The 23,310-nt window shown below is 42.7% G+C and carries 24 protein-coding genes; 1 reads left to right on the forward strand and 23 read right to left on the reverse strand.

What is annotated here, in order from left to right; all coding sequences use genetic code 11:
* Positions 1–6: 6 nt before the first annotated feature.
* From Q0V21_RS15955 to Q0V21_RS16060, 22 genes are all read right to left on the reverse strand, one after another.
* Positions 7–402, reverse strand: a complete 396-nt coding sequence (locus Q0V21_RS15955) for a GntR family transcriptional regulator (protein ID WP_301879657.1) — start codon at positions 400–402, stop codon at positions 7–9.
* Between the two features lie 306 nt (positions 403–708).
* Positions 709–1,782 carry an AI-2E family transporter gene (locus Q0V21_RS15960; RefSeq protein ID WP_301879658.1) on the reverse strand — a complete coding sequence of 358 codons (1,074 nt, stop codon included), beginning with the start codon at positions 1,780–1,782 and terminating at the stop codon, positions 709–711.
* A gap of 224 nt (positions 1,783–2,006) precedes the next feature.
* Positions 2,007–2,801 (reverse strand): ABC transporter permease, encoded by a 795-nt coding sequence (locus Q0V21_RS15965; protein WP_301879659.1) that lies wholly within the window; start codon positions 2,799–2,801, stop codon positions 2,007–2,009.
* Entirely contained in the window at positions 2,794–3,702 is a 909-nt protein-coding gene (locus Q0V21_RS15970; RefSeq protein ID WP_301879660.1) for an ABC transporter ATP-binding protein, read from the reverse strand. Before Q0V21_RS15970 ends, Q0V21_RS15965 begins: the two co-directional genes overlap by 8 nt.
* A 527-nt stretch (positions 3,703–4,229) precedes the next feature.
* Complete coding sequence (locus Q0V21_RS15975; protein WP_301879661.1) at positions 4,230–4,748, reverse strand: hypothetical protein; 519 nt, start codon at positions 4,746–4,748, stop codon at positions 4,230–4,232.
* Between the two features lie 87 nt (positions 4,749–4,835).
* Positions 4,836–5,402: a VanZ family protein gene (locus tag Q0V21_RS15980; RefSeq protein ID WP_301879800.1), complete on the reverse strand. Its 567-nt coding sequence runs from the start codon at positions 5,400–5,402 to the stop codon at positions 4,836–4,838.
* A gap of 44 nt (positions 5,403–5,446) precedes the next feature.
* Positions 5,447–6,364 carry an LCP family glycopolymer transferase gene (locus Q0V21_RS15985; RefSeq protein ID WP_301879662.1) on the reverse strand — a complete coding sequence of 306 codons (918 nt, stop codon included), beginning with the start codon at positions 6,362–6,364 and terminating at the stop codon, positions 5,447–5,449.
* A 66-nt stretch (positions 6,365–6,430) separates the two neighbouring features.
* Positions 6,431–7,762, reverse strand: a complete 1,332-nt coding sequence (locus tag Q0V21_RS15990) for a UDP-glucose dehydrogenase family protein (RefSeq protein WP_301879663.1) — start codon at positions 7,760–7,762, stop codon at positions 6,431–6,433.
* Complete coding sequence (locus tag Q0V21_RS15995; protein ID WP_301879664.1) at positions 7,759–9,147, reverse strand: sugar phosphate nucleotidyltransferase; 1,389 nt, start codon at positions 9,145–9,147, stop codon at positions 7,759–7,761. Before Q0V21_RS15995 ends, Q0V21_RS15990 begins: the two co-directional genes overlap by 4 nt.
* 20 nt (positions 9,148–9,167) lie before the next feature.
* Positions 9,168–10,538, reverse strand: a complete 1,371-nt coding sequence (locus tag Q0V21_RS16000; protein ID WP_301879665.1) for an oligosaccharide flippase family protein — start codon at positions 10,536–10,538, stop codon at positions 9,168–9,170.
* A 21-nt stretch (positions 10,539–10,559) separates the two neighbouring features.
* Positions 10,560–11,750 carry a glycosyltransferase family 4 protein gene (locus tag Q0V21_RS16005; RefSeq protein WP_301879666.1) on the reverse strand — a complete coding sequence of 397 codons (1,191 nt, stop codon included), beginning with the start codon at positions 11,748–11,750 and terminating at the stop codon, positions 10,560–10,562.
* Positions 11,751–11,825: 75 nt separating this feature from the next.
* Positions 11,826–12,908 carry a glycosyltransferase family 4 protein gene (locus Q0V21_RS16010; protein WP_301879667.1) on the reverse strand — a complete coding sequence of 361 codons (1,083 nt, stop codon included), beginning with the start codon at positions 12,906–12,908 and terminating at the stop codon, positions 11,826–11,828.
* On the reverse strand, positions 12,901–14,067 hold the full coding sequence (locus Q0V21_RS16015) for a glycosyltransferase (protein WP_301879668.1): 1,167 nt from the start codon (positions 14,065–14,067) through the stop codon (positions 12,901–12,903). The genes Q0V21_RS16010 and Q0V21_RS16015 overlap by 8 nt, the downstream gene beginning before the upstream one ends.
* A 17-nt stretch (positions 14,068–14,084) precedes the next feature.
* Positions 14,085–15,338 (reverse strand): O-antigen ligase family protein, encoded by a 1,254-nt coding sequence (locus Q0V21_RS16020; RefSeq protein ID WP_301879669.1) that lies wholly within the window; start codon positions 15,336–15,338, stop codon positions 14,085–14,087.
* A gap of 41 nt (positions 15,339–15,379) precedes the next feature.
* Positions 15,380–16,573 (reverse strand): glycosyltransferase family 4 protein, encoded by a 1,194-nt coding sequence (locus Q0V21_RS16025; protein WP_301879670.1) that lies wholly within the window; start codon positions 16,571–16,573, stop codon positions 15,380–15,382.
* 4 nt (positions 16,574–16,577) lie between these two features.
* Positions 16,578–17,540: an SDR family NAD(P)-dependent oxidoreductase gene (locus Q0V21_RS16030; protein ID WP_483312377.1), complete on the reverse strand. Its 963-nt coding sequence runs from the start codon at positions 17,538–17,540 to the stop codon at positions 16,578–16,580.
* 33 nt (positions 17,541–17,573) lie between these two features.
* Positions 17,574–18,242, reverse strand: coding sequence for a sugar transferase (locus tag Q0V21_RS16035; protein WP_301879672.1), 669 nt, complete (start codon positions 18,240–18,242; stop codon positions 17,574–17,576).
* Positions 18,239–19,147 carry a UTP--glucose-1-phosphate uridylyltransferase GalU gene (gene galU / locus Q0V21_RS16040; protein ID WP_024632893.1) on the reverse strand — a complete coding sequence of 303 codons (909 nt, stop codon included), beginning with the start codon at positions 19,145–19,147 and terminating at the stop codon, positions 18,239–18,241. The genes Q0V21_RS16035 and galU overlap by 4 nt, the downstream gene beginning before the upstream one ends.
* A 255-nt stretch (positions 19,148–19,402) precedes the next feature.
* Entirely contained in the window at positions 19,403–20,086 is a 684-nt protein-coding gene (locus tag Q0V21_RS16045) for a CpsD/CapB family tyrosine-protein kinase (RefSeq protein WP_301879673.1), read from the reverse strand.
* Positions 20,067–20,819, reverse strand: coding sequence for a YveK family protein (locus Q0V21_RS16050; protein WP_301879674.1), 753 nt, complete (start codon positions 20,817–20,819; stop codon positions 20,067–20,069). Before Q0V21_RS16050 ends, Q0V21_RS16045 begins: the two co-directional genes overlap by 20 nt.
* Before the next feature lie 57 nt (positions 20,820–20,876).
* A complete protein-coding gene (locus tag Q0V21_RS16055; protein WP_301879675.1) occupies positions 20,877–21,653 on the reverse strand; it encodes a tyrosine-protein phosphatase in 777 nt (258 codons plus the stop codon).
* A 149-nt stretch (positions 21,654–21,802) separates the two neighbouring features.
* Positions 21,803–22,237, reverse strand: a complete 435-nt coding sequence (locus Q0V21_RS16060; RefSeq protein ID WP_079350943.1) for a hypothetical protein — start codon at positions 22,235–22,237, stop codon at positions 21,803–21,805.
* Positions 22,238–22,569: 332 nt separating this feature from the next.
* On the opposite strand from Q0V21_RS16060, the gene Q0V21_RS16065 reads away from it, so the two are divergent.
* A complete protein-coding gene (locus Q0V21_RS16065) occupies positions 22,570–22,938 on the forward strand; it encodes a helix-turn-helix domain-containing protein (RefSeq protein WP_024632898.1) in 369 nt (122 codons plus the stop codon).
* 101 nt (positions 22,939–23,039) lie between these two features.
* On the opposite strand, the gene Q0V21_RS16070 is transcribed toward Q0V21_RS16065, so the two are convergent.
* Complete coding sequence (locus tag Q0V21_RS16070; RefSeq protein WP_161634243.1) at positions 23,040–23,195, reverse strand: hypothetical protein; 156 nt, start codon at positions 23,193–23,195, stop codon at positions 23,040–23,042.
* Positions 23,196–23,310: the final 115 nt, after the last annotated feature.

The following is a 23,310-nucleotide window of genomic DNA, read 5'->3' on the forward strand; positions in this document are numbered from 1 at the left end:
ATTCTTTTATTCTTTGTTGTAACCCCTCTTAACATCATCATAAATTTGGTCTAATACCGCAGATAGTTCCTCCTTGGTCATTCCGCGACATATCGCTTCGGCAATAATCGGTCTTATTTCTCTTTGCTGCTTTTTCAAAAAATCATCCGTTAAATCAGGCATTCCATCAGGGTTTACTACGACTCCCTTTTGTCTATGAATTAGAATGTATCCATCTTGCTTGAGTAATGTATAAGCCTTGTTGACCGTATGAAGGTTAACTCCAATATCTGCTGCCAAATTCCGAACCGAAGGTAGCGCCTCACCTAGCTGTAACTCACCACTAGCAATCCCTTCGATAATTTGAAAAACAAGTTGTGAATAGATGGGAAGTTCGGATTGCATATCAAGTTGAATAATCAAGAGTTCACCTTCTTTTGTTATCTGTTATATATCAAGTATAACAGATATAACACGAGTGAGCAATACGTATGAAATAATGAAGTGTGAGTACAAGGGGGATTGATGCGGGAGTTTATATCACGAGTATATTAGTTATTTTGGCTCACCCATATTTTGAGTAGCCTATTATGCATAAAGCCGCATATCAATCGCGAGGGCAAGCTTACCTGACCCTTCACCATTGGTATGCGGCTTATCCTGATGAGCTTATCTATGTGATTCAAGAGCTTAGTGGAGGCACATGACAGAGTTGTATTCAAATTTCATTCAAAGTTCAGTCTTATCTTCGACAATCCGATAATGGATTTTGCGAACTATAATTTTCAGGATCATATATAACGGAATAACGATAATCATCCCAAGAATGTTCCCCAGGTCCGCCCCTACAAGCAGCAAGATGACGGTAGTCAACGGATGAATATCCAACTGTTTGCCATAGACATATGGAGAGATCAGATTGTCCTGGATTTGCTGGGCAATGACAATAATGACAAGCGACCAGATCGCCATCGAAGGTGATTCAATGAACCCCACAATGACGACAGGAATAGCTGCCAGCAAGGCCCCCACATAAGGAATGAAGTTCAAAATGATGGATACAACTGTCAGAAGAAGTGCATACGGCAACCCCAGAAATAGAAAACCAATGTACATCAAAATTCCCAAGGCCACATTGACAATGACACGGCCTACAATATAGCTGCTTAAAGCTTCATCGATTTCATGGACCGTCTCTTCTCCATCTTTACGGTAACGTCTCGGGAGCAGAAGTGTGAGATTGGTTCCGAATTTGCTGCCTTCCTTAAGCATGTAATACAGCATGATCGGGAACGTCGCCAGAATGATAACCAGATTGGATACGACCGAGAATAACCCGGATACATAATCCGTTACCTGAGCAATCCCTTGACTCAGAAAATCAGAAAAGCGCGAGAAGAGATCGGAATCCTCAGGTAAATATTTTGAAAGGAAACCGCTCCTTTCGAATTCAGCCAATTGATCGCTGAGCGAAGTAACCAGTACCGGGGCATTCTCCACAAAGTTCAACAGCTGCTCACGCAGTGAAGGCCATACAAGTACACTGAATCCTGCCAAAATTAAGGCAATCACCACGTAAATGATAAGGACTGACAGTGCACGCTTCATTTTGTGCCGTTCCATATAGTCGACAAGCGGACGCAGCAGATAATAGAAAAAACCAGCAATTAGCAGCGGAATGATGATGATGTGAATCAGCGAGGTCAAGGGAGTAAAGATAAAGTTGACTTTATCCCCCAAATACACGATGAGCAGCAGCAAAATAATCGCTGTGCATATACGGTAAAACTTGTTGTTTATCAAGAAACGTGATCCCTCCATACGCTGCTTTGCCAAATACGACTGCGGCGATAATATGTATGTAATTAATGCAACTTACTACAGCTTGGGCAGCGTGTTCCACTCCAAGCCATATTCTCATGTATGATTATATGTACCCTTAAATGCTAGTCATGCCACAGCGAATGCTGAATATACTCTCTTTTCCACCCTGAAGTAGAAATTGGGCAAAAAAAAGAAGCAGGCGATTAGCCTGCCACATCTCTTTTGTTGAATACAACCCATGAGATCACCATGAAAATCACATAATATACAGCCAGTACGGCAATAGAAAAACCAAGTGTCATGCCTGCATTGCCTCCACCCATTAGTCCCAAGTCTGTTGCTGAACCCATGTATCGACTGAGGTCCATGTTATTAAACAGAACATACTTGGCCCAATCGTACCGTTCGGGGTTGAAAATTAGTGAGAACAAATTCTGTGTAAACATGATAAACAGAGACAGCCCGATTGCCAGAGCTCCCGAACGAAATACGGAGGAGACCATAAAGGCTATAGCGAGTGTAATAAACAAGTCCACGTACAGATATCCCCATAGTGCAAATGCGTGCGAAGCAGAAGCACCACTTCCATCCTGAGCTGCAGAATGGGAGAATAACATATACGACATTACAGTTGCCAGAATAACAACAAGTAACGTACTCAGAATACTAAATCCAATCACGGACAAATATTTGGATGCCAGTATTTTGCTGCGCGACCACGGACGAATCAGCAGTAGTTTAATCGTTCCCCAGGTGAACTCACCAGCTACCGCTTCAGCTGCAATGACGACACAGAAGATAGTATTCAGGAAAAAGACGATCTGAACGGTTGTAATAGCTGCTTGCCAGTATGGAACCTCACTGGACCCCATGCCTTCATTGAGCAGAACCGGCATCAACAGCGAGATTAATGCCAGAATGGATAACATAATCCAGGTACGCGGACGACGGAAAATTTTCATATTTTCATTCAGTATGAGATTGCCGAAATTACCCAATGCTGCCGCCCCCAGTCACTTGCAAAAATTGATCTTCCAGCGTATGGGTAACGTTACGGATACCATATACCTGGAACCCTTCACTGACCAGCCTCGCATTCAAGTCCGGAATCTGCTCACGGGATAACCGAATCACAATAGCATTGCCCTGAACTGTAGCCTCACTAATCAGTTCAGCTGCACGCGGTGCATCATTCACCTCAAAAGCAACTTCAGTAAGGGCATCTGCCCCCGCCTCAGCTCTGAGATTTCTCACATCAATCAGCTTGCCGTTCTGGATAATTGCAACGGTGTCACACATCAATTCCATCTCCGACAGCAAGTGGCTGGATACAAAGACGGTGATGCCTTCCTCCTGACAAAGCTGACGCAAATAATCCCTAAGTTCCCGTATTCCCTGTGGATCAAGCCCATTGGTAGGCTCATCCAATACCAATAGCTTTGGTTTATGTAATATGGCTTGGGCAACACCCAGACGCTGTCGCATACCCAGAGAATAGGTCTTTACCTTATCATGAATGCGGGCTGTGAGCCCAACACGTTCAATCGTCTCGGCAATGCGTTCTTTCGTAATGCCAGGCGACATTCTGGCAAAGTGCACGAGATTCTGGTATCCAGTCAGAAACTTGTACATTTCAGGATTTTCAACAATTGCCCCAACCTGAGCTATGGCCTGCTCAAATTCATTCTTTACACTGTGTCCCGAGATGATGATATCTCCTTTACTAATAGACATCAGTCCCACCATCATTCGAATCGTTGTTGTTTTCCCCGCCCCATTGGGTCCTAAAAAACCAAAAACCTGCCCCGGAGAAATATCCAGAGTCAGGTCACTGACCAATGATCGGGAGGAGATGATTTTACTGACGCCCTGAAGACGGACGACCGGCTCCTGCTGCATTCCATTCCCTCCTTCATCGACGGACATTCACATCATGCCCGTTTCTCATATGAACACAGTGTATCATAATCTTTAGTATATTGTCCCGCAAACTGGGATTTCCCCTGACGTTTCGTATGAACTACACACGCTTCACAGCATCCAAGCGGCATTTCACTCCGATAAAATCCGGTGCGAAATACGTGATTGCCTCCACAGTCCTCTTCCTTTAGTTCGACAGAGCCCCTAGCGACCGACACAATCATCCCACAACTGACACAGTAAAAGCGGTCCATTTCGATCAATGATATTCCTTCCCCTCACAAGGAGCATTGAAGTCCCTGTTATTTGTCGTTAGACGCTGAATTTTGATACATTTTGTATCTAACTCGTAATTTACTTGACACCGGGACTAATGTCAACCCCTTGCAGGTTTAAAAAGAAATGAAATGCAAAAAAAGCTCTATAAATGCGACTAAAGTCTCGCATTCATAGAGCCTTTTTAAGTTCAAATGATACAATTCGGTTCATAGTATGGGTTAATACTATCAATCAGTTTTGTCATGCTCGGTCTCGTTGTCCCCATTTTTCGGATAATACCAAAGCAGCGTCCAATCGTCCCCATCCTTTACGATATAACAATTCTGCACGATTTTAAATTGACCAAAGGTTCCCGTAAACTTCTGGGTAACCCCAATGCGATACGCCTCTGCAAATGGCTTAACGCCATCTATTACCGTAACGTCAAACTCCCGTTCCGGCTTCTCCATCTCCAAATCAAAGGTTTCCACCCCAAAATGCTGCATGAAAATATGCGCTCTGGACTGTAAATAAGCGCTTTTGGGAAAACGCTCTTTCATCAGCGGATGAAACAATTCCCATGAACTGCCGAAATCACCCGTTTGCTCATATTTGTAAAACTCTTCGGCAAGAGCAGCAGCTTCGTCTGGTGCATCCGCACGAAACAGGTATGGGATGGTTCTGCCGATGAGCCACAACAGCAGCAATACAAGTGCTATGAATCCGATCTTTTTAAGTAATGCATTCCGGTTCCTTCTTCGCAGCATGCCCCGTCCCCCTTGTCCTACTTCCATACTTATGATGGATAGCAAGCAAGTAGAAGCTGGAACTAACGAGCAGCATTTCCTGGGAAATCACTTTCTTTTGATCGAAGATCCTCTTGGAGACCTGAATCTTCTGAAAACGGCATTAGCCCCCATATATATGGCAATTCCGCCACATCCGCCAAGCAGATCCACGCCAACATCACGGATCGAACTCGTCCGGTTAGCGCTGAACTGCTGAATATATTCATCAACGGAGGCGATCATTGCTACTACGGTCAGGGCAGCAGCGAAACAAGCCAATATTCGCATTTTCCTGTATCTCAGCCCACCATAGATAAGTATCGCCAACACAGCATATACAAATAAATGTGCACTCTTCCGAAATATAAACTCAACAAATTCATAAGGTCGTTGTCTTAAGGAATAATCAAGCTCACCGTACGTGAACTGCACATCGGGTAATGCAAATCCGATCTTCACTCTTTCAGACCACTTATGCAGCCAAGGCTGAATGGTCTGCTGCTGATACGATTGTGTCGAGAAGTGCCAGATCACCAGAACCCAGGCCGCAATCAGCAGCAAAGACAAGATATAAACATAATGTCGCTGTTTACGTCTATGCTTATACCTTCGTTTCCCGTACTCCTCCTCCATAAGCAAGATTCTCACCACTTTCATAAGCCATTCATGGATTTTGTTTATTTCTCCAAATGTTCTTCAATTATTCCGTGAATGCGATCTCTTTCCTGCTGGTCCACGATGTAATAATAAATCCCATTGATTTTCTCACCTTTGCCCTGGATCTCCACCGTATCTACATTCTCCAAATCATTACGATAATCGAGGAGGAGTTCCTTCATCTCATCAAAAGTTACATCCGTTCTGACATGATTACCTAGTTCATCAAGCATATTTTGGATATTAAATACACTGGAGAATTGCATCGTGTTCTTAAGCATCTGCTTCAGTACCTCTCGCTGTCGATCATTACGTCCCAAATCCCCTTTCGGGTCATCATAACGCATTCTTGAAAAACCAAGCGCAGCAACACCATCCAGATGAATATTCCCTTGATCATAACGCTGGCCCTCATAATCAAATGCAAAAGGATTATTTACATCTACACCGCCGACGAGGTCAATAATTTTGGAAAACCCCTCCATATCCACTTTCATATAATAATGAATGGGGACTCCCAGAAATTGCTCGACGGTATTTACCGACATGTCCACGCCCCCAAAGGCATAAGCATGATTGATCTTATCTACCGTATTGTGTCCCACAATATCTGTCCGTGTGTCCCTTGGAATATTAAACATGAGTACTTGTTTTTTTCCCGGATTTACACTTAGTACGATAATCGTATCCGAGCGTCCTCGATCATTCGGACGCTCATCCACGCCCAGAATTAGCGCATTAAAAGGCTCTTTGCTGTTAATATCCACCGGTAGCCCACCCCTGCTATCTGTGACTGAGACGGGCTTTACAGGATTTCGAGGCTCATAAATTTGGTCTGCAGTTGTTTTCACGGATTGGTAGAGATATATGGCATAACCAAATACAACAACTACAAAAAAGGAAGCAATCCAAATCGAGATTTTCATCCACTTTTTCATTCGTTTTTCCTCACTCACAATCAAGATGAAAGCTAAATGTTTGAGCTCGACCTAAATAGCTGCTGATTAGATAATGGCGGCCGTCTTCCCCTTCGCGGATGTCAACCCCGGACGACCTACGGAATAATATTGAAGACGGGATGCACGAATCTGCTCGGGACTGTACAGATTGCGTCCATCAATCATGACAGGATCATTCATCAGATCAGCAAGTTCCGCTAAATCAATATGGACGAATTCCTTCCATTCGGTCAAAACACATAATGCGTCAGCCCCTTTGGCGGCTTCAAGTGGATTTTCTTCCCACGTAATGGAAACGGCATTAACTTCCTTGCAAAAATTGTCTGTTGCAATCGGGTCATAAGCCTTAATCATTGCACCGGCTTCGCTTAACTGCTGGATAATGTCAATAGCTGGAGCATCTCTTACATCGTCAGTATCAGGCTTGAAAGCGAGTCCCCAGACTGCAATTGTCTTTCCTTTCAATGACCCTAACGCTTCTTCCAATTTGTGAATGACATGAAAACGCTGCTCCTGATTGACTTTCACCACAGATTTCAATATTTTGAAATCATAGTCCACCATTCCCGCAATCTGAATTAACGCCTGCGTGTCTTTCGGAAAACATGAGCCACCGTATCCAATGCCGGCTCTCAAAAAAGCCGATCCGATACGCTTATCATACCCCATACCTTCGGCTACACGAGTAACGTCGGCTCCTACTTTTTCACATATATTCGAGATTTCATTGATGAATGATATTTTAGTTGCCAGGAACGCATTGGATGCGTATTTAATCATTTCGGCTGAACGAATGTCTGTAATTATAAGATTCTCTGTTAATGGACGGTGAAGCTTCTTCAGCGTTTTAATCGCCCGATCACTGTCTGTTCCGATAACAATGCGATCAGGATTCAACGTATCTTTGACCGCTGATCCTTCGCGCAGGAACTCGGGAACAGAAGCCACATCGAAAGGCTGAGATGAGATACTGCTAATCAGCTCACGAACACGATCATTGGTGCCTACAGGAACAGTGCTTTTGGTCACGATAATTTTGTAGCTCTCAATATGGCTTCCAATCTCTATAGCTACTTGCTCTACATAGCTTAGGTTGGCTTCGCCGCTCGGAAGAGAAGGAGTGCCTACAGCGATAAAGATAATATCCGACTGGCTAATCGCATCAGCAATATTGGAGGTGAACGATAGATTACCTGCTTGCATGTTGGAAGCCATCAACTCTTTGAGGCCAGGTTCATAGATGGGAACGTTACCCTCGTTGAGCATCTCTACTTTGGCCTCATTGTTGTCTACGCAGATGACCTGATTGCCGATTTCTGAAAAGCATACTCCCGATACCAGACCTACGTACCCTGTTCCAATCACTGCAATATTCATCTTGTTTTCCCCCAATTCACGCAATTTTGGATAATATCTGTCCATTCCATCTCTACTCGCACGATATCCTCTTCCACCAGTTCACTGCCCATCTGCACTTCAATGATCTCAAGTTCGGTTACAGCCTTCACGCTATGTTTGCTGCCAGCCGGAATTGAAAGGACATCTCCCTGATGAATCCGACTCAGTTCACCATCGAGAATCAATTCGCCATGCCCTGAAACGACCGTCCATACTTCGTTTCGTTTGAGATGATATTGATAAGAAAGATTCTTCGCCGCTCCTATAATCATCCGTTTGGTTAAAACCTCTTCCGCTTTATCATTGCGTGTGTAGTCCAGGACCTTATAGCAGCCCCAGCGGCGCTCCTCATACATAGGGCGTTCAGTGCTATCTTTGAGCACTTCCTTAATCTGCGGACTTGCTTCCTTTTCGCTCACAAGAATACCGTCAGGACTTGTAGCAACAATGAGATTGGAGACGCCAAGCACACAAACTGGGATATTCAATTCATTGATTAAATGGGTATTTACAGAGCTGTTCGTCATGACACCTTTGCCTACGATGTTGGTACTCATCTCATCTGTTAATGTGTTCCATGTACCCAAATCTTTCCAGTATCCATCATACGGTGTTACTACAATATGTTTAGCCTTCTCAACCACCTGGTAATCAAAGCTGATTTTCTTCAATCTTCCGTATTGTTTCAGCATCTCTTCATACTGTATTGGCAGTTCAAGCAAAATGAGAAGATTGATTAAATAATTCAATTGAAATGCAAAAACCCCGCAATTCCAAAGGGCAGATTGCTCGATCATCTCTGCCGCTTCAGTCTCACAGGGTTTCTCTTGAAAACGTGATACTTTGGCGTAATGCTTGTGTTTTTCAGCTTCATCTTGATCTGGAATAATATAACCGTATTTCTCTGACGGATAAGTGGGTTTCACCCCGATTAATGCGAGCTCCGCACCAGACTCAGCCAATACTCCTTCAAGCTCCGTTACTTTATAGAAAAAGGATTCCTCCACATATGGGTCAACAGGAAGTACAGCCACCGTTTCGTTCAGACTGACACCCTGTACGGAGTACAGATATACAGCTGCCAAGGCAATCGCGGGAAAGGTATCTCTGCGCTCCGGCTCAACGACAAGATCAACCTCATCGCCCAGCTGACTCCGTAAAATCTCCACCTGCGGCTTGCTCGTTGCTATCGTGGCCTGTTCGCTTAGTCCCGTATGCTGCAGTTGCCTCCATACCCGTTGAACCATGGATTCAGTTTGCCCTTCTGGGCCCTCCAGTACTTTCAGGAACTGTTTCGATCTCGTATCGTTGGATAAGGGCCATAACCTCTTGCCTGATCCACCAGAGAGAAGTACGATTCTCATGGTTATCACTCCCTCCTTCTCTATTTCATGGCACTTTTAATATCTGTGTCTTTCTTCAAAATATTTTTTTCGTACAAACGCTCGCGTAAAAAATGGAAATCATCCTTGTCATAAACAATCCGTTTAAAGGAAATTTTGTAAATCATTTTTAAAGCTAACATCGAAACAAAAACTCGTATAATGGAGCCAACAAGCAGTGTTATCCCTACCCCATTCAACCCTAAAGTCGGAGTAATGTAAAAAAACAAACAAATCATAACTGACACTGAAGAAATTTGCCCGACAAGAATTACTTCTGGTCGACCTAGTGCATTAAATGAAGAAGCCAAGATACCGGCACCTCCAGCAACAACGCACTCCAATGAAAGCAAATAAAAAACGATACTTGCTTCCAAAAACTCTTCTCCATATAGAAGCCCCATTAAAAATCGGCCAATAACCATGCTGGGTATGATTATAATTATCATAAGAACCATACTACTTCTAAATGATCTACTGACAAGACTGAAGACCTCTTCCTTCTCCAGGCCTGCGGCTTTTGGAAAAATAACATTGGCGATGGCCGTCTGAATAACGTTAAACATGCGGGAAAGTGCGTAAACAACAGAATACAAACCAAAATCACGCGGCGTGAGCAAAGCCAAAATGATTATTTTATCAAATTGATTGTATAACGTATTGAACAACTCAACTCCGCTAACTCTTCCAGCAAAAGAAAATAAGTATAATTTTGATCTAATCTGAAGAATGACTTCCTTAACCTGTTTAGAGATATGCATCCTTAACATATAAAAATAAAATAGCAAAACAATAGCGTGTGACATAAAACTAACAAGTATGGCGCGCTCCAAAGAGAGAATCCCGCTTATCCACAACAAAAGCAGTCCCAATAAATTGATTAAAGAAGCAAAAAGCCTGGCCATATTAAAAATATGGAATTTTTCGGTTCCTTGTGCAGTTGCCGCCAGAACGCCAGCCATGAGAAAGACAGGCGTCAGAGAGAGAATGTACATCTTCGCAATGTAAATAACATCTGCTGAAAAATTCGATAACCACGATGAGATCCCGAACCAGGTTATAATACCAATGATGATGCTAATCGGAATTTGAACCATAAAACTCATGCTGGTATACATCGGAGTCAAATCTTTGTTTTTTTTGATATGATAAATTAATGACGTCGGCAATCCCAATGTTGCAAGATTGGTAAGGAACCCTGGCCAAAATAATATGGCAGCTAGTTCTCCTTTGCCTTCTGCTCCAAATACCCTGGCCGTTAAGATAGAGGTAAGGGTGGTAATGCCCATGATAAGAATATTGATGATGCTGGTCATGAGGATGGTTTTAATCATACTTTGCGGCCTATGCACTTTAGTAATAGCAATGCTCATCCAATACTCCGCCTCTCATTACTACACTTCAACACTACTGCCTACATTTCGCTCTCTCCCTAATCGGCCGTCTTCATTAATCAGCTCTTCACAATAATGCAGATACTTCTGAGACATATTCGTCCAAGTATTATTTAAAGCTACTTTTCGTGCTATTTCACCCATCCTTTTCAATTCATCCGGAGCTTGAACAAGTCTAGTCAATATATTAGACAGTCCCTCTACATCATCAGGACTTTGCATAATGAAACCAGGTTGGTGTTCCTCATTAATGGCCGATATCATTTCGGTTACTCCTGATTCTTCGGTTATAATTACCGGGATTCCCGAAGCAAGTGCCTCTAAAACAACTAAACTGCAAGCTTCATAACGAGAAGGAAAAACAAATAGATCGACATTGCGCATGATATGATCCATATCATTCCGGTACCCTAAAAAGTGGACCCTGTCTTCAATCTTCAAGTCTATAGCCATTTGTGGGTATATGCTTTTATATGTAGACCCTGCCACAACAAGTGAAAATCCCTGCACAGATTCCATCGCCCTCAGGACAGTTTCTAAATTTTTTCGAGGATCAGCTATACCTCCTGCAAACAATCCCACGACTTTTTTTTTATCTAACTGCAGTTTGCTTTTATGCTCTGTTGGGTAAAATTCGAAAATATCCACTCCATTATTAATGACATCTATCTTATCTGGAGTATTTCCAAGTTGAGTAAGCTCACTTTTAACTTTCTCAGATACAGCAACAATCTTTTTGCTTTTGCGAAATGCACGACGTTCAAGATAGGAATTAACAACCGAATAAAACCCCAAATACCAACGTCTCCAAGTTGGATGTGTGCGAAAACCATGTACTGGGGATTTAATCCATGTGCTGTGAACAAAATGTACAGCAGTGATGTCTGCCTTTGCCCAAGTAATGAAACCATTAACAATAACTACATCGACCTGCCCGGAATTTCTTAATCTGCGTATATGGTCCGCACTTTGAAAGGCAAAAATTTGGTGACGTAGAAGTACATACAATTTGGGTGAAGGACATACTTTGATCCATGTCATATTTGGGGTACCCAGTAAATGAGGATCAACTTCGCTGGCAATGCATATAACTTTATGTCCCTGTTTTAATGCCTCAGAAGCAACTTCATAATTTACTCTCCCTTGCCCCTCTCCTTTGACAAATTTATGATTAACGATGCAAATTCTCATGTTTAAACCTCCCTTAGCTTCTATTCTTCCCCTTTAATCATGTGATTTTTTGAAATTCCCCTTAAGCCTCTTTACCTAAACCACATTCATGATAATGTTGACAGTGTCTTTGGCGCATTTATTCCAGGTAAAGAACGCCGAATGCTCCTTACCTTTCACGGACATTTTTTCACCTAGTTCTGAATTTGTTGCAATCTCGATCAAATGCGCGGCCGCTTCCTGAGGAACAAGCGGATTAAAATATAGGCCAGCGTCCCCGCATATCTCAGGAATCGAAGCTCGAGAAGATACAACGACTGGACATCCCAGCGCCATTGCTTCGAGAGGAGGTAAGCCAAATCCTTCGTAGAGCGAGGGGAAAATAAAACCCGCTGCATGTTCGTATAGAGCCAGTAGTTCTTCATCAGATACATATCCCAGCCAATGAACAGCATCAGAGTATGGCGTATCTTGCTCTCCGAACACCCTGCTATTTTTAGATCCCACGATAACAACTTTCAAGTTATGCCCTTCAAGCTCAGGCAACACATCAAAGATCATTTTAAAATTTTTATTGGGATTCATCGCGCACACAGCCAAAATATATGGACTCTGTAATTGATACTTCTCTAAGATTCCCTGTGCAGCCTGTATACGATGAATGTGATCAATACCTAAATAAGTCACCTCAATCTTTTCTTCCTCTATTTTGCAATTATGAATCAATTCTTTTTTTGAAAATTGAGATACCGTAATTATTTTCTTCGATGATTTTCCTAAGCGCGCCAATAAAAATTTATACCAATTACGAAAAGCAAACGAGAACCCTTCCGGGGAGCTAAATACTGCTGCATCATGAATGGTGACGATTTGGTTTTTTTTGAAAGCCGGCCCTGTATTACACATGTTTATCAGCATTCCCTCTCTTGAATATAAAGGAAGTTCAAACTGTTCCCACAGGTGGCCTTTTAATTTGCCTACAACTCTATGACAAATGTGTTTAAGTTCAAGTTTTGTGATTACATTGTTAGGTGACAATAAGAAAAATTGATATTGATTTGAATTAATAACACCTTGTTCAATCAGTCTATCTATTTCTTTCACCAACTCTATTGCATACCTTTGTACCCCTGTAACAGTCTGGGTCAAGAACCGGGCATTGATATATATTTTAATCATGTGCGTCTCCCATTCTCTCCGAAAATTTCGGTTGCTTCGTTGTAGGCACCTGAATTCCCCCCCGTAGATTAGATACTTCATAGTAAAGATTTACAATTTCTTCATTCATTCTTGTAGAACTAAATTTTTCTTTATAAATGTCATACCCTTTCATTCCCATTTCGGATAAAGTGGCTTTGTCCAAACTCATCAATAATTCTGATAATTCGTCAGTTTGATCTACATCGAATACGTAACCATTTATCCCATGCGATACCAATTCCGGTAACGCTCCACGATTGCTGGCGATCACGGGCTTCTTGTTTTTCATCGCCTCCACTGCGGTCAGACCGAATCCCTCCCATCTGGAAGGCACAATAACCGCATCACATTTCTGATAGTGTTCATCGATTTCCTCGTGATTAACCCATCCTATTCGGACAATATTATCTGAAAAATGCAATTTAATATCATCTAACACAGGCTCGCCTATTACATTTAATGTAATACGCTTCTGTAAGTGTTGATGTCGTTGAAATACATCCAAGATGATGTCTAATCCTTTGGCCCAATCGTAACGACCTACGTACAAAAGCTTGATACTAGATGGTTCCTCCAATGATTGATATTCTGGCCGTTGAAAATGAGTAGACTCACTACTCTGCTTCTCACTAATTCCGCTGTAGACTAATTTCGATTTGAAAGGTGACATTCCATACCGAATGGACTGTTCCTGTTCACGTTTTGAAATATTTATAATACAGTCGGTCTTGAACTCCAGTATCTTCTCTATCATAAAATAAACCTTTTTAAGCCAATGTTTGGTGTCCATCAGAAAAGACCAGCCGTGCGAGCAGTAAATCACGCCGGCTTGGCGCCGGGAAACAAAAAATAAGCCTCTTACAAGCATGCCTGCAAAAGAGCTATGTACGTGAATAATATCCGGTTGAATTCGTTTGATGGCTTGGTTGATCTGTCTCATCGCAGAGAAAAAGTGTTTGGGATGGCGCTTATATTGGTAACGTACAATCCGATCCGGCTCCAAATCAAAGTCCGAAGCCGAATTATAGTCACTCATCAGCAGATAAACGTCAAAAAAACGAGATTGATATGCAACGACCTCGTTTAAATAAGTCGCAACTCCCCCAACAACGTATTCTCCTATATGCAAAATCTTCAAAGACAATCCCCCATTTTTTAAGGTATTTCTGCCGTTTCGCGATGCTGATACAAGGCTGCTCCCACAAGTAACCAAATAGAGACATTCGAAGGAAACATCTCAAGCACATTGGTCGTAAGGCTCGCTGCTGCAACACCTACAACAAGCGCGATAGCTGTTTGCGGCAATTTCATGCTATCTGACTCTGGCAACTGCTTCATTCTTTGGATAAGGCTACGCAAAACCCACAGGAACAAAATCGAAATGTATATCATTCCAATAACACCTAGTTGTTCATAAAAGGAGAAATATTGGCTATCCACAGCATAATCTCTGGATTGTAGACCAATGATATTTGTCCGGCGACTGGCTGCACCTACAGAACCAATTCCATTACCAATAATCCCCTCTAATATGAATGGTGAGGTTAGATCAGATCCCCAGCTCTGAAAACGATCAAGCATAGACGTAATTGATAATAAGTTGTAATTATTCAAAACTTGTATCCCCAACACAGTTGTCGCTGGAAGCAGAATAAACACCCCAGACAATAACAACATATTATGTTTGTTATATCGACGCATACGAAGAAAGAACATTGCAATCTGGTAAACACCCCACATAATCAACGCAGACCGAATGGTAGACATGAGCAAAAAACTAATCGTAAGGAGTTGTATCAGCAGGCGAACTAGTCGATAGTTTTTAGTTAAACGAGCCTTCTCAGCAATCAGTCCTGAGATCAACAGAGCATAAGCATATCCGTCTGGTGAATATGTAATAGAGGACAGTCGCGGTACACCCTCAAGATAATTTTTTATATTCACACCATATATGAACCCAAGCGAAATCAACTTTTCTATTCCAAGTGAATATTGAATTAGCCAGCCTGCAATCAGAAGAATCAGGATAAACAGATTCGTTCTGGCGAACAATTCTGTAGCATTGGATTTAGCAATTAACATGCCAATGAATAGCATCATCATCGGCAAAAAAGTAATCTTAAGCCCATAAATCAGCGCAACAGAACTTCCTCCGAGTAACAAATTCAATGAACCTAAGAAAAAAATAGACCCAAGCAAAAATAAAAAGGGCACGGTAAAGTTTTTTTGATCTTGATAAACTTTGCTTAAAGCAATAATTGCTACCAAGGACATTCCCACGTCCTTCAAAGAACGAATAATGATGTTATCAACGTATATCGAAATCAGGCCATAACAGGCCAAGTATACTAATAAAACGTGGATCGAAAGCTTCAATAGGGAGTACTTGGGTTCACCCAACGTTTCCATATATACAGGTTTTCCTGCCACTATAGATACCATTTGTAAATTTAACCCCCATGTCTGATCAGCTTATCGTAAATATCTGCATGATTCTGGAGGAGATACGATTCATTAAAGGTTTGGCTATGATAATAACAGCGATGTTTCAGCCTTTCCTTCTCTTCTGCACTCATGTGGTAATAATGTAAGATGGAATGCCTAATCGCTTCCGAGCTTTGACTTTCGAACGAAAACTCGTCTGTATCCAACAGGATCTCCACCATTCCTCCAACATGCGATGCATACACAGGTGTTCCTACCTGATAGGATTCAATGACCACTCTTCCGAATGGCTCCCCCCAAATTGAAGGAACAATGACAAGGTCCATCGCGGCCATCTGTCTGGCAATCTCCGATTTGTCAATTTTACCTTTGAATTCGATACGCTTATCGGGCGCTGCGGATTGCTGCAGAGAATAAAGCGAGGGGCCTTCGCCAAAAATATGCAGTCGGTCTGCAATATCATGACCCAGCCCTCTGAACGCCTCAATCAGATACTGAACACCCTTCACTTCGGTAAGTTGGCCAAAATACCCAATATGGAGCGGAGCGTTAACGTTAACTTTTTTCTGCTCATATAGCCTAACCGAACTTGCATCCATCTCTACAATGTTGTGAATGATATGTTTGCTGGAGTCCTCGAAAAATCCAATTCCAGTGTGACTGTCAAGAATATGGCTGGAAATGCCTATGACTGACGATATAGTCTGGCTAGACTTTCGTGAAAAGACTCTGTAGATTTTGGAATACATCGATATATTAATCGGTTCGATTAAAGAGTAATCCCTAAGTGTATGCACAACCGGAATACCCTGCTCACGGGCAGCCCTCCAAACGGCCAAGCTAATGCCCGGTAAATTTTGCGTATGAACCAGATCAGGCCTTTCGCGGACAAGAAGCTCTTTGATGTGACGATATTGTTTCACATTGAATATATCCTGAACGCGCCACATAATTTTACTTGCCACCGATAAACGTCTCCCGATATCACCAACCCAGTACTGATTGTTGTATGGCAAACGGAACACTTCGATTCCATTGACACGATCTGATCGGATCCGCTTATCATTGTGTTGGCCAACCGTCATGACTTGAACTTCATATCGACGTCCCAATGTCTGAGCTAAAATTTGGGTGGATACCTCTGCTCCCCCAATGATGTTCGGCGGATACAGGCTGTGAGCAATCAATATTTTGACCATGAGATCAGGTCGTCCCCAGCAGCATGGAACGGTATTGTTGAATCATGCGTCCCAGCCCCTCTTCAAGTGAAATTTCCGGCTCCCAGCCAAGCAATTTCTGTGCCTTTTCAATTACAGGACGACGGACTTTGGGATCATCCTGAGGCAAAGGCAGGAATACCAACTTGCTGTCAGATTGGGCCAACTTTTTTACCAAATACGCCACTTCAAGGACAGTGTACTCCGTTGGGTTGCCGATATTGATAATCTCTCCATTCGCCTCTTCCGCTTCCATCAGCTTTTGCAGGCCACGAATATTGTCATCCACATAACAGAACGAACGGGTTTGCGAGCCATCCCCATAAACGGTTATGTCCTGCCCCGTGAGTGCTTGTGTCACAAAGTTGGAAATAACACGACCATCATCGTTTCTAAGTCCGGATGAGTACGTATTAAAAATGCGTGCCACCTTCACGGAAACACTGTGTTTCGTGTAGTATTCATAGCAGAAAACTTCACCCAATCGTTTAGCTTCATCGTAACAGGCTCTAGGCCCCCAGGTGTTCACATTCCCCCGATAACTCTCAGGTTGTGGATGGATCTCAGGATCTCCATAAGCTTCACTCGTACTCGAATACAGGAACTTTGCTCCTTTAACACGGGCCAGTTCGAGCAAATGATAGGTTCCTCGAGTGTTCACCCAGATCGTACCGATCGAATCTGCCTGATAGAATTTGGGTGAAGCAGGTGAAGCCAGATGATAGACTTCATCCACTGGCTGATCTACTAGAAAATCCAGTGAGTCGGACAGCGAAACATCAGCTTCACGAAAAAAAAAGAGGGGGTTGTTAGCCACCTCTTGCAGATTTTTAGAAACGCCTGTTGAAAGGTTATCTATTCCGGTAACCTGATGTCCTTGATCTATTAATGTTTTGACTAGATGTGAGCCCAGGAAACCGGCCGCGCCCGTCACTACAACATGCTTCAATACGATCACGCTCCATATTATCTAATGAGTAGGTTAAAATGTATTACTTTTAATCATAACGCCAACGGTTTTAAAAATGATAATGATATCCATCTTCATAGAGACGTTAGAGATGTAGTGAAAATCATATTGCAGGTTATGGTGAATCGGTTCCTTACGAACATCACTTACTTGCCACAGCCCAGTAATACCTGGTTTTACCAGAAAACGTCTACGCTCCAGATCTGTGTAGCTTTCTTCTACGATTCGCTTCATTTCAGGTCTGGGACCTATGAAGCTCATATCACCTTTGATAATATTAAGCAATTGTGGCAGCTCATCCAGGCTAGTTTTACGAAGTAATCTACCCAGCCGTGTAATTCTCGGATCATCGCTTGTTGTGGGGGAGGCGCTGTACTTCGGAGCGTCCGTACGCATGGTTCTGAATTTATAGATACTAAATTTAACTCCGTTTTTCCCATAACGTTCTTGTCTGAATATCACGGGTCCTTTGGAGTCAATCTTAATCATAATCGCTGCAACAAGCATGACCGGTGATGTAATCAGCAACAGCACCGCTGCAATAATAAAATCGATAAACGGTTTTATTACGTCAGCATATCCGCCAACACGCTGCGAGTAAGGCTGTTCCAATACTGCCGAAGTGCCATCCTTGGCCAGGGCTTCTCCACTGCCAAAGTATTCCGGTCTTGAAAGTTTCACAGACTATCCCCTCCAGCTACAAGCAATTGATTCAATTGTTCCTTCATCAAAATCTCTTCAATCGCCATGAGGACAGGTGCACGCAATTCTTTATTTTTAAGAGCAAAGTCAAGTGTAGTCAAAATATAGCCCAGCTTCTCACCCACATCAAACCGTGAACCTTCAAAATCATAAGCACTAATACCTTCATCCCGATTCAGCATTTGCAACGCATCAGTGAGTTGGATCTCACCGCCTGCACCCACATTTTGTTCTTCCAGGTATTCGAATACCTTAGGTGTCAAAATATAACGACCCATAATAGCCAAGTTAGAAGGCGCTGTACCCAACGGCGGCTTCTCAATCATGCTGTTTACAGAGGACAAGCGCCCCTCTGTATGCAGGGGATCAATAATTCCGTAGCGGTAGGTTTCACTCGGACTGACCGTTTTCACACCGAGTACAGACTGGTTGACCTTCTCATATTGTTGGATGAGCTGCTTCGTGCATGGCACATCAGACACCACAATATCGTCACCAAGTAATACAGCAAACGGTTCATTACCAATAAAGTTTCGAGCACACCATACCGCATGCCCGAGTCCTAGTGCTTCCTTCTGTCTTATGTAATGAATATCAACGTTGGAGGACTTCCGGACTTCTTCCAGTAAGCTGAGCTTTCCTTTTTCAAGAAGGTTTTGCTCCAGTTCAAACGCGCTGTCAAAATGATCTTCAATTGCACGTTTTCCCTTGCCCGTTACAATAATAATGTCCTCTATTCCAGAAGCTACAGCTTCTTCCACGATGTATTGAATGGTCGGTTTATCCACAATAGGGAGCATCTCTTTAGGCATTGCCTTTGTAGCGGGTAAAAATCGGGTTCCCAATCCGGCTGCGGGAATGATTGCTTTCCTCACTCTAGTCATAAATACCACCCTATCCATTATTATTTTGTATGTTTAAAAGCATGAGTTGGATCATTTAAATCCATGAAACCATGAAATAAATTGATGCAATTCTTACTTTTAATTTCACAAAAGGGCATTAAACCCATCCTCACATCACACCCTTGACGATATACGTCTAAGGTACACTACCCACAGTGTGACCGAGTGCCTACCTTGATAAAGGTATAGTAGACATGACCTTGACGATATTCTCTTTAATTAAATGCGCATTCGTTATGCTTTTCCGCCATAATAATTATTCCGCCTTTTGGGCAGTTGTACATTATTCAATACGGCCCCTAGAATACGTGCATTCACATGTTCAAGGTGAGCTTTTGCCTTTTTGACCAAATCCTTCTTTACCTTGCCCGCGCTCACGACAAGAATGACGCCATCACACAATGAACTAATAATTAAAGCATCCGTAACTGCAAGAACAGGTGGAGTATCAAACAAAATAACATCATATTCTTCCTTCAAATCTTGAAGCAGAGCTGTCATTCTACGGGAACCAATCATCTCTGAAGGGTTGGGAGGTATGGGACCGGAGGACAGGACATGTAGTCCTTCCACTCCGGTTTCCCGAAGTACTTCTGTAACCTTATACTGGCTGGACAACACACTGGTCAACCCCACATGGTTGGGAACATTAAACATGCGATGCACCGCAGGTTTGCGTAAATCGGTATCCATCAGCAGGACCTTCTTCCCTTCCTGCGCGTAGGTAACTGCCAGATTACCGATTGTTGTCGTTTTCCCTTCACCGGACAATGCCGAAGCAATCATGATCGTTTGAATCTGACTATCAATAGATGAAAATTGAATATTGGTTCTTAACTTTCGGTAAGATTCAGATGAAGTAGACTTAGGATTAGCCATTGTTACAAGCGTTCCTTTTTCATTGGTTAACCGTGGCATACTGGCCATCACCTACCTGTTTTTGAGATGTTGTTGATTGCTTGGATAAACGAGCTTCCTCTTTTCTGATTCTGGAGATAACAGCAAGTGTGGGGATACCCAGTTCTTTTTCCAATTCATCCTCCGTCTTCAAGGTATCATCCAGATATTCCAACAGGAATATAAATCCTATAGATAGTAGGAGACCAACAAGGAAACTGATGAGGATATTCATAACGGGATTTACATTGATGGGTCCTGAGGAATCCGTAGGTTTGGCTTCACTCAAAATGGTTACATTATCCACTTTCATAATTTCGGGGATTTGGGATTTAAACACTTTGGCGACGGCATTTACGGTTTTTGCCGCTTTCTCAGAAGATAAACCGGTGACGGTCAAATTCATAACCTGGGATTCATTTGCCGTGGATACCCGTAGGATCTGTCCCAGCTCATTACCGTTCATGCCAAGATCGGGGTATGTAGCAGCTACTTTATCGAGGATTGCCGAAGATTTAATGATTTCCATATAAGAACTAATCACTTTAATATTGGTTTGAATTGAACTAATATCAAGGCTTGGAACACCTTGAACGTTATATGCCTGGTTCACGATTAATTTGGCGTTTGCCTCATATAAAGGTACAGTCAAAAAATAATTTTTAACACCCGCCCCTATACAAGCAACTGCAACAAAGGCTATGATGATCCAAATTCGTTTACGTAAAATTTGCATATACTCTTTCAGTTCCACCTTGTATTCCTCCCATTCAAGTCTGCAATTATGATGAAGATAAAGAACTTATTTCTTTTAAACATGTTTAGCTGGTCTCCAGAACAACACCCTGCGTTTCTTGATCGTGGGCACTTCAAGCTTTACGATTTCATTGTTCCATACCGCTCGTGCATTATTTTGCAAACTTCGAACCAGATGCTTCCCAAAACGACGTTCAAGCAGGTGATATGCGGTTTTCATCAAGAATGTTCTTTCTACCATATTATGGGCGTCCGATGAAATGAAATGAAATCCGTTTTCTTTGCAAAAATGGAAACACCATTTCTGAACTTTTCGCCCGAAAAGTCCCATGACCGATTGAGCCGTGATTTGACATAGAGCACCTTGCCCAAGATATTCAACCAATAAATCGGGATTGTTCTGGATTGGACGATTTCGTTCGGGATGAGCAATAATAGGAATGATACCCGCTAACTTAAGTTCTTGGAGTATCCCGGGGAACTGCGAGGGGATATGACCAAAGGGCAATTCCAGCAACATGTAACGGCTCCCGGCGAGTGTGCAGCACGTTCCTGCGTATAAGTCTGCAATCAGGTTGTCATGCACCCTGATCTCCTGTCCGGGACGGATCTCCAAGCGAATGTTGCGTTTGCGAAGTTCTGCATGTAGCAGGTCCACTGCCTGATTGACCACGTTGGGTTTATTGTTGTACTGCCCGTTCAGGTGATGCGGAGTAGCAATGATCGAGGTAATTCCTGAGGCTGCCGCTTTCTCAGCCATCGCAATGGACTGTTCCATATGAACAGGACCATCATCCAGACCGGATAAAATGTGGCAGTGCATTTCAACCATATCCAAACTTCCTCAATGTATGATCCCCCTCGCCCCTTTATTCATTGCGCAAATGCTTTTGGTGTTAAAGAACTAATGCATAACGCTATGAAATATAGTAAAATGGCGTTAAGTACATGCTTGTTCAGAATATGTTTAGAATGTTCAACTCATATGGTAAAATCAATGTAATGATAGGTTTCCTGCAAGTTAGGTTGTTCCGATGCCTTCTCATACTGGAACCGGGAAATGGTCGGAAACTGTACTTCTCGAATCATTGTATTTAACTGTCCCGTTATATATAGTGTCTGCTCTTGCTGAATATGCAAGATTGAATGATACAATGTGAGCTCACCGAAGGGCTGTTTCCATTGCAACCTTGCGTGGAGTCGTACACATACATGGCTATCTTCTACATCCAAACCGATCAGCATCTCTGATGATATTGGCAAGTCCAGGTCGCTCAGGAAGGTGATCGCTCGTGTGTCCATACCAAGCAACAAAACGGGGCGTCTTTTGCGGTCTACCCATTTGCCATGGAACTCCTGAATGTACATATGGACATTTAATTTGAGATCCGCCCATTCCTGAATCATTGAATTCATGGCTTCATTCCTTTAGAATGGTTTAGCTTGCAAGAGTTGCCTACACTCCTTCTCACAGGTATATTGGCTAGGCAACGTGGTCATACTTAAAATATCCCAAATGATACATTTTGTAACTCCATACGTCCAATTTACGATACAATTTGTATCATGTCAAGCAGTATTTGGACATGGTTCTTTTGATTTACGACAATATGAGATGTCCTTAGACAGACCTATATACAACTAGGACTAATAAGGCATTACGATTATGCAGGAAAGCTGCCCTGATCAAACACTTGGCTCAGGATTGTTTCAATATATATTTGATGGCGTTCAGGGGGAAATAGCATATGAGCTACGGAAATCGCATTGCTGAATTAAGGGAACAGCGGGGACTTACTCAAGAAGAACTTGCGAGCTCCATTCATATTACAAGAGCTGCTCTCTCCCACTACGAGAAGAACCGACGCAAACCGGATTTCGAAGTGTTAACGAGACTTGCTGACATCTTTGGCGTATCCATTGATTATCTCATTGGACGGACGAAACAAAGTGATGTCGTGATGGATGAGGACGTAAGGGAATTTGTCGACGCCCTTGAATTATCGGATAAGGAAGTGCTGGAACGCTTCGGCCTGATGATTGATGGTAAACCCTTAACAGAAGAAGAGGCACGTCGTTTTATTGCTTTTGTCCGCATGGAACGCAGCATGGATTAATCCGCAAAGAAGACCCAGTACCGAGAAATACACTTCTCCGGTTTCTGGGCTTTTTTAAGTCTTGTGTTCCCTCCATCTATTCTATGCTTGTCGATGTGTTGTCAAGCCCGCTTGTTGTTGTCGGAGGATACGAAATGGTTCCAACGCTCCGGGTCGATTCCGCATTGCAGTAAAACTTTCATGATGTCCATCTGGGTTGCTTCGACTGGTTTACCTTTCGGCTTACGATCGCCCCTGTTTGGATGCTTCATATTCATTCCGCTAACCTCTCTTATCTTTATACTTTCGCTGCACTCCAAAACTAGCCTTATTATACTTGAGAAACTTCCTCAATGTTGTCGTCTCATGGCGATAGCGTTTTTTGTGCGGGTT

Origin of the sequence: Paenibacillus sp. 11B (genome assembly GCF_030487755.1) — a bacterium.
Taxonomy (GTDB): domain Bacteria; phylum Bacillota; class Bacilli; order Paenibacillales; family Paenibacillaceae; genus Paenibacillus; species Paenibacillus vandeheii.

Excerpts from the sequence above, each read along its gene's own strand:
- Q0V21_RS15970 (WP_301879660.1), bottom strand. The coding sequence starts at position 3,702 with ATGCAGCAGGAGCCGGTCGTCCGTCTTCAGGGCGTCAGTAAAATCATC.
- Q0V21_RS15975 (WP_301879661.1), bottom strand. The coding sequence starts at position 4,748 with ATGCTGCGAAGAAGGAACCGGAATGCATTACTTAAAAAGATCGGATTC.
- Q0V21_RS15980 (WP_301879800.1), bottom strand. The coding sequence starts at position 5,402 with ATGGAGGAGGAGTACGGGAAACGAAGGTATAAGCATAGACGTAAACAG.
- Q0V21_RS15985 (WP_301879662.1), bottom strand. The coding sequence starts at position 6,364 with ATGAAAAAGTGGATGAAAATCTCGATTTGGATTGCTTCCTTTTTTGTA.
- Q0V21_RS15990 (WP_301879663.1), bottom strand. The coding sequence starts at position 7,762 with ATGAATATTGCAGTGATTGGAACAGGGTACGTAGGTCTGGTATCGGGA.
- Q0V21_RS15995 (WP_301879664.1), bottom strand. The coding sequence starts at position 9,147 with ATGAGAATCGTACTTCTCTCTGGTGGATCAGGCAAGAGGTTATGGCCC.
- Q0V21_RS16000 (WP_301879665.1), bottom strand. The coding sequence starts at position 10,538 with ATGAGCATTGCTATTACTAAAGTGCATAGGCCGCAAAGTATGATTAAA.
- Q0V21_RS16005 (WP_301879666.1), bottom strand. The coding sequence starts at position 11,750 with ATGAGAATTTGCATCGTTAATCATAAATTTGTCAAAGGAGAGGGGCAA.
- Q0V21_RS16010 (WP_301879667.1), bottom strand. The coding sequence starts at position 12,908 with ATGATTAAAATATATATCAATGCCCGGTTCTTGACCCAGACTGTTACA.
- Q0V21_RS16020 (WP_301879669.1), bottom strand. The coding sequence starts at position 15,338 with ATGGAAACGTTGGGTGAACCCAAGTACTCCCTATTGAAGCTTTCGATC.
- Q0V21_RS16025 (WP_301879670.1), bottom strand. The coding sequence starts at position 16,573 with ATGGTCAAAATATTGATTGCTCACAGCCTGTATCCGCCGAACATCATT.
- galU (WP_024632893.1), bottom strand. The coding sequence starts at position 19,147 with ATGACTAGAGTGAGGAAAGCAATCATTCCCGCAGCCGGATTGGGAACC.
- Q0V21_RS16045 (WP_301879673.1), bottom strand. The coding sequence starts at position 20,086 with ATGCCACGGTTAACCAATGAAAAAGGAACGCTTGTAACAATGGCTAAT.
- Q0V21_RS16055 (WP_301879675.1), bottom strand. The coding sequence starts at position 21,653 with ATGGTTGAAATGCACTGCCACATTTTATCCGGTCTGGATGATGGTCCT.
- Q0V21_RS16060 (WP_079350943.1), bottom strand. The coding sequence starts at position 22,237 with ATGAATTCAATGATTCAGGAATGGGCGGATCTCAAATTAAATGTCCAT.
- Q0V21_RS16065 (WP_024632898.1), top strand. The coding sequence starts at position 22,570 with ATGAGCTACGGAAATCGCATTGCTGAATTAAGGGAACAGCGGGGACTT.
- Q0V21_RS16070 (WP_161634243.1), bottom strand. The coding sequence starts at position 23,195 with ATGAATATGAAGCATCCAAACAGGGGCGATCGTAAGCCGAAAGGTAAA.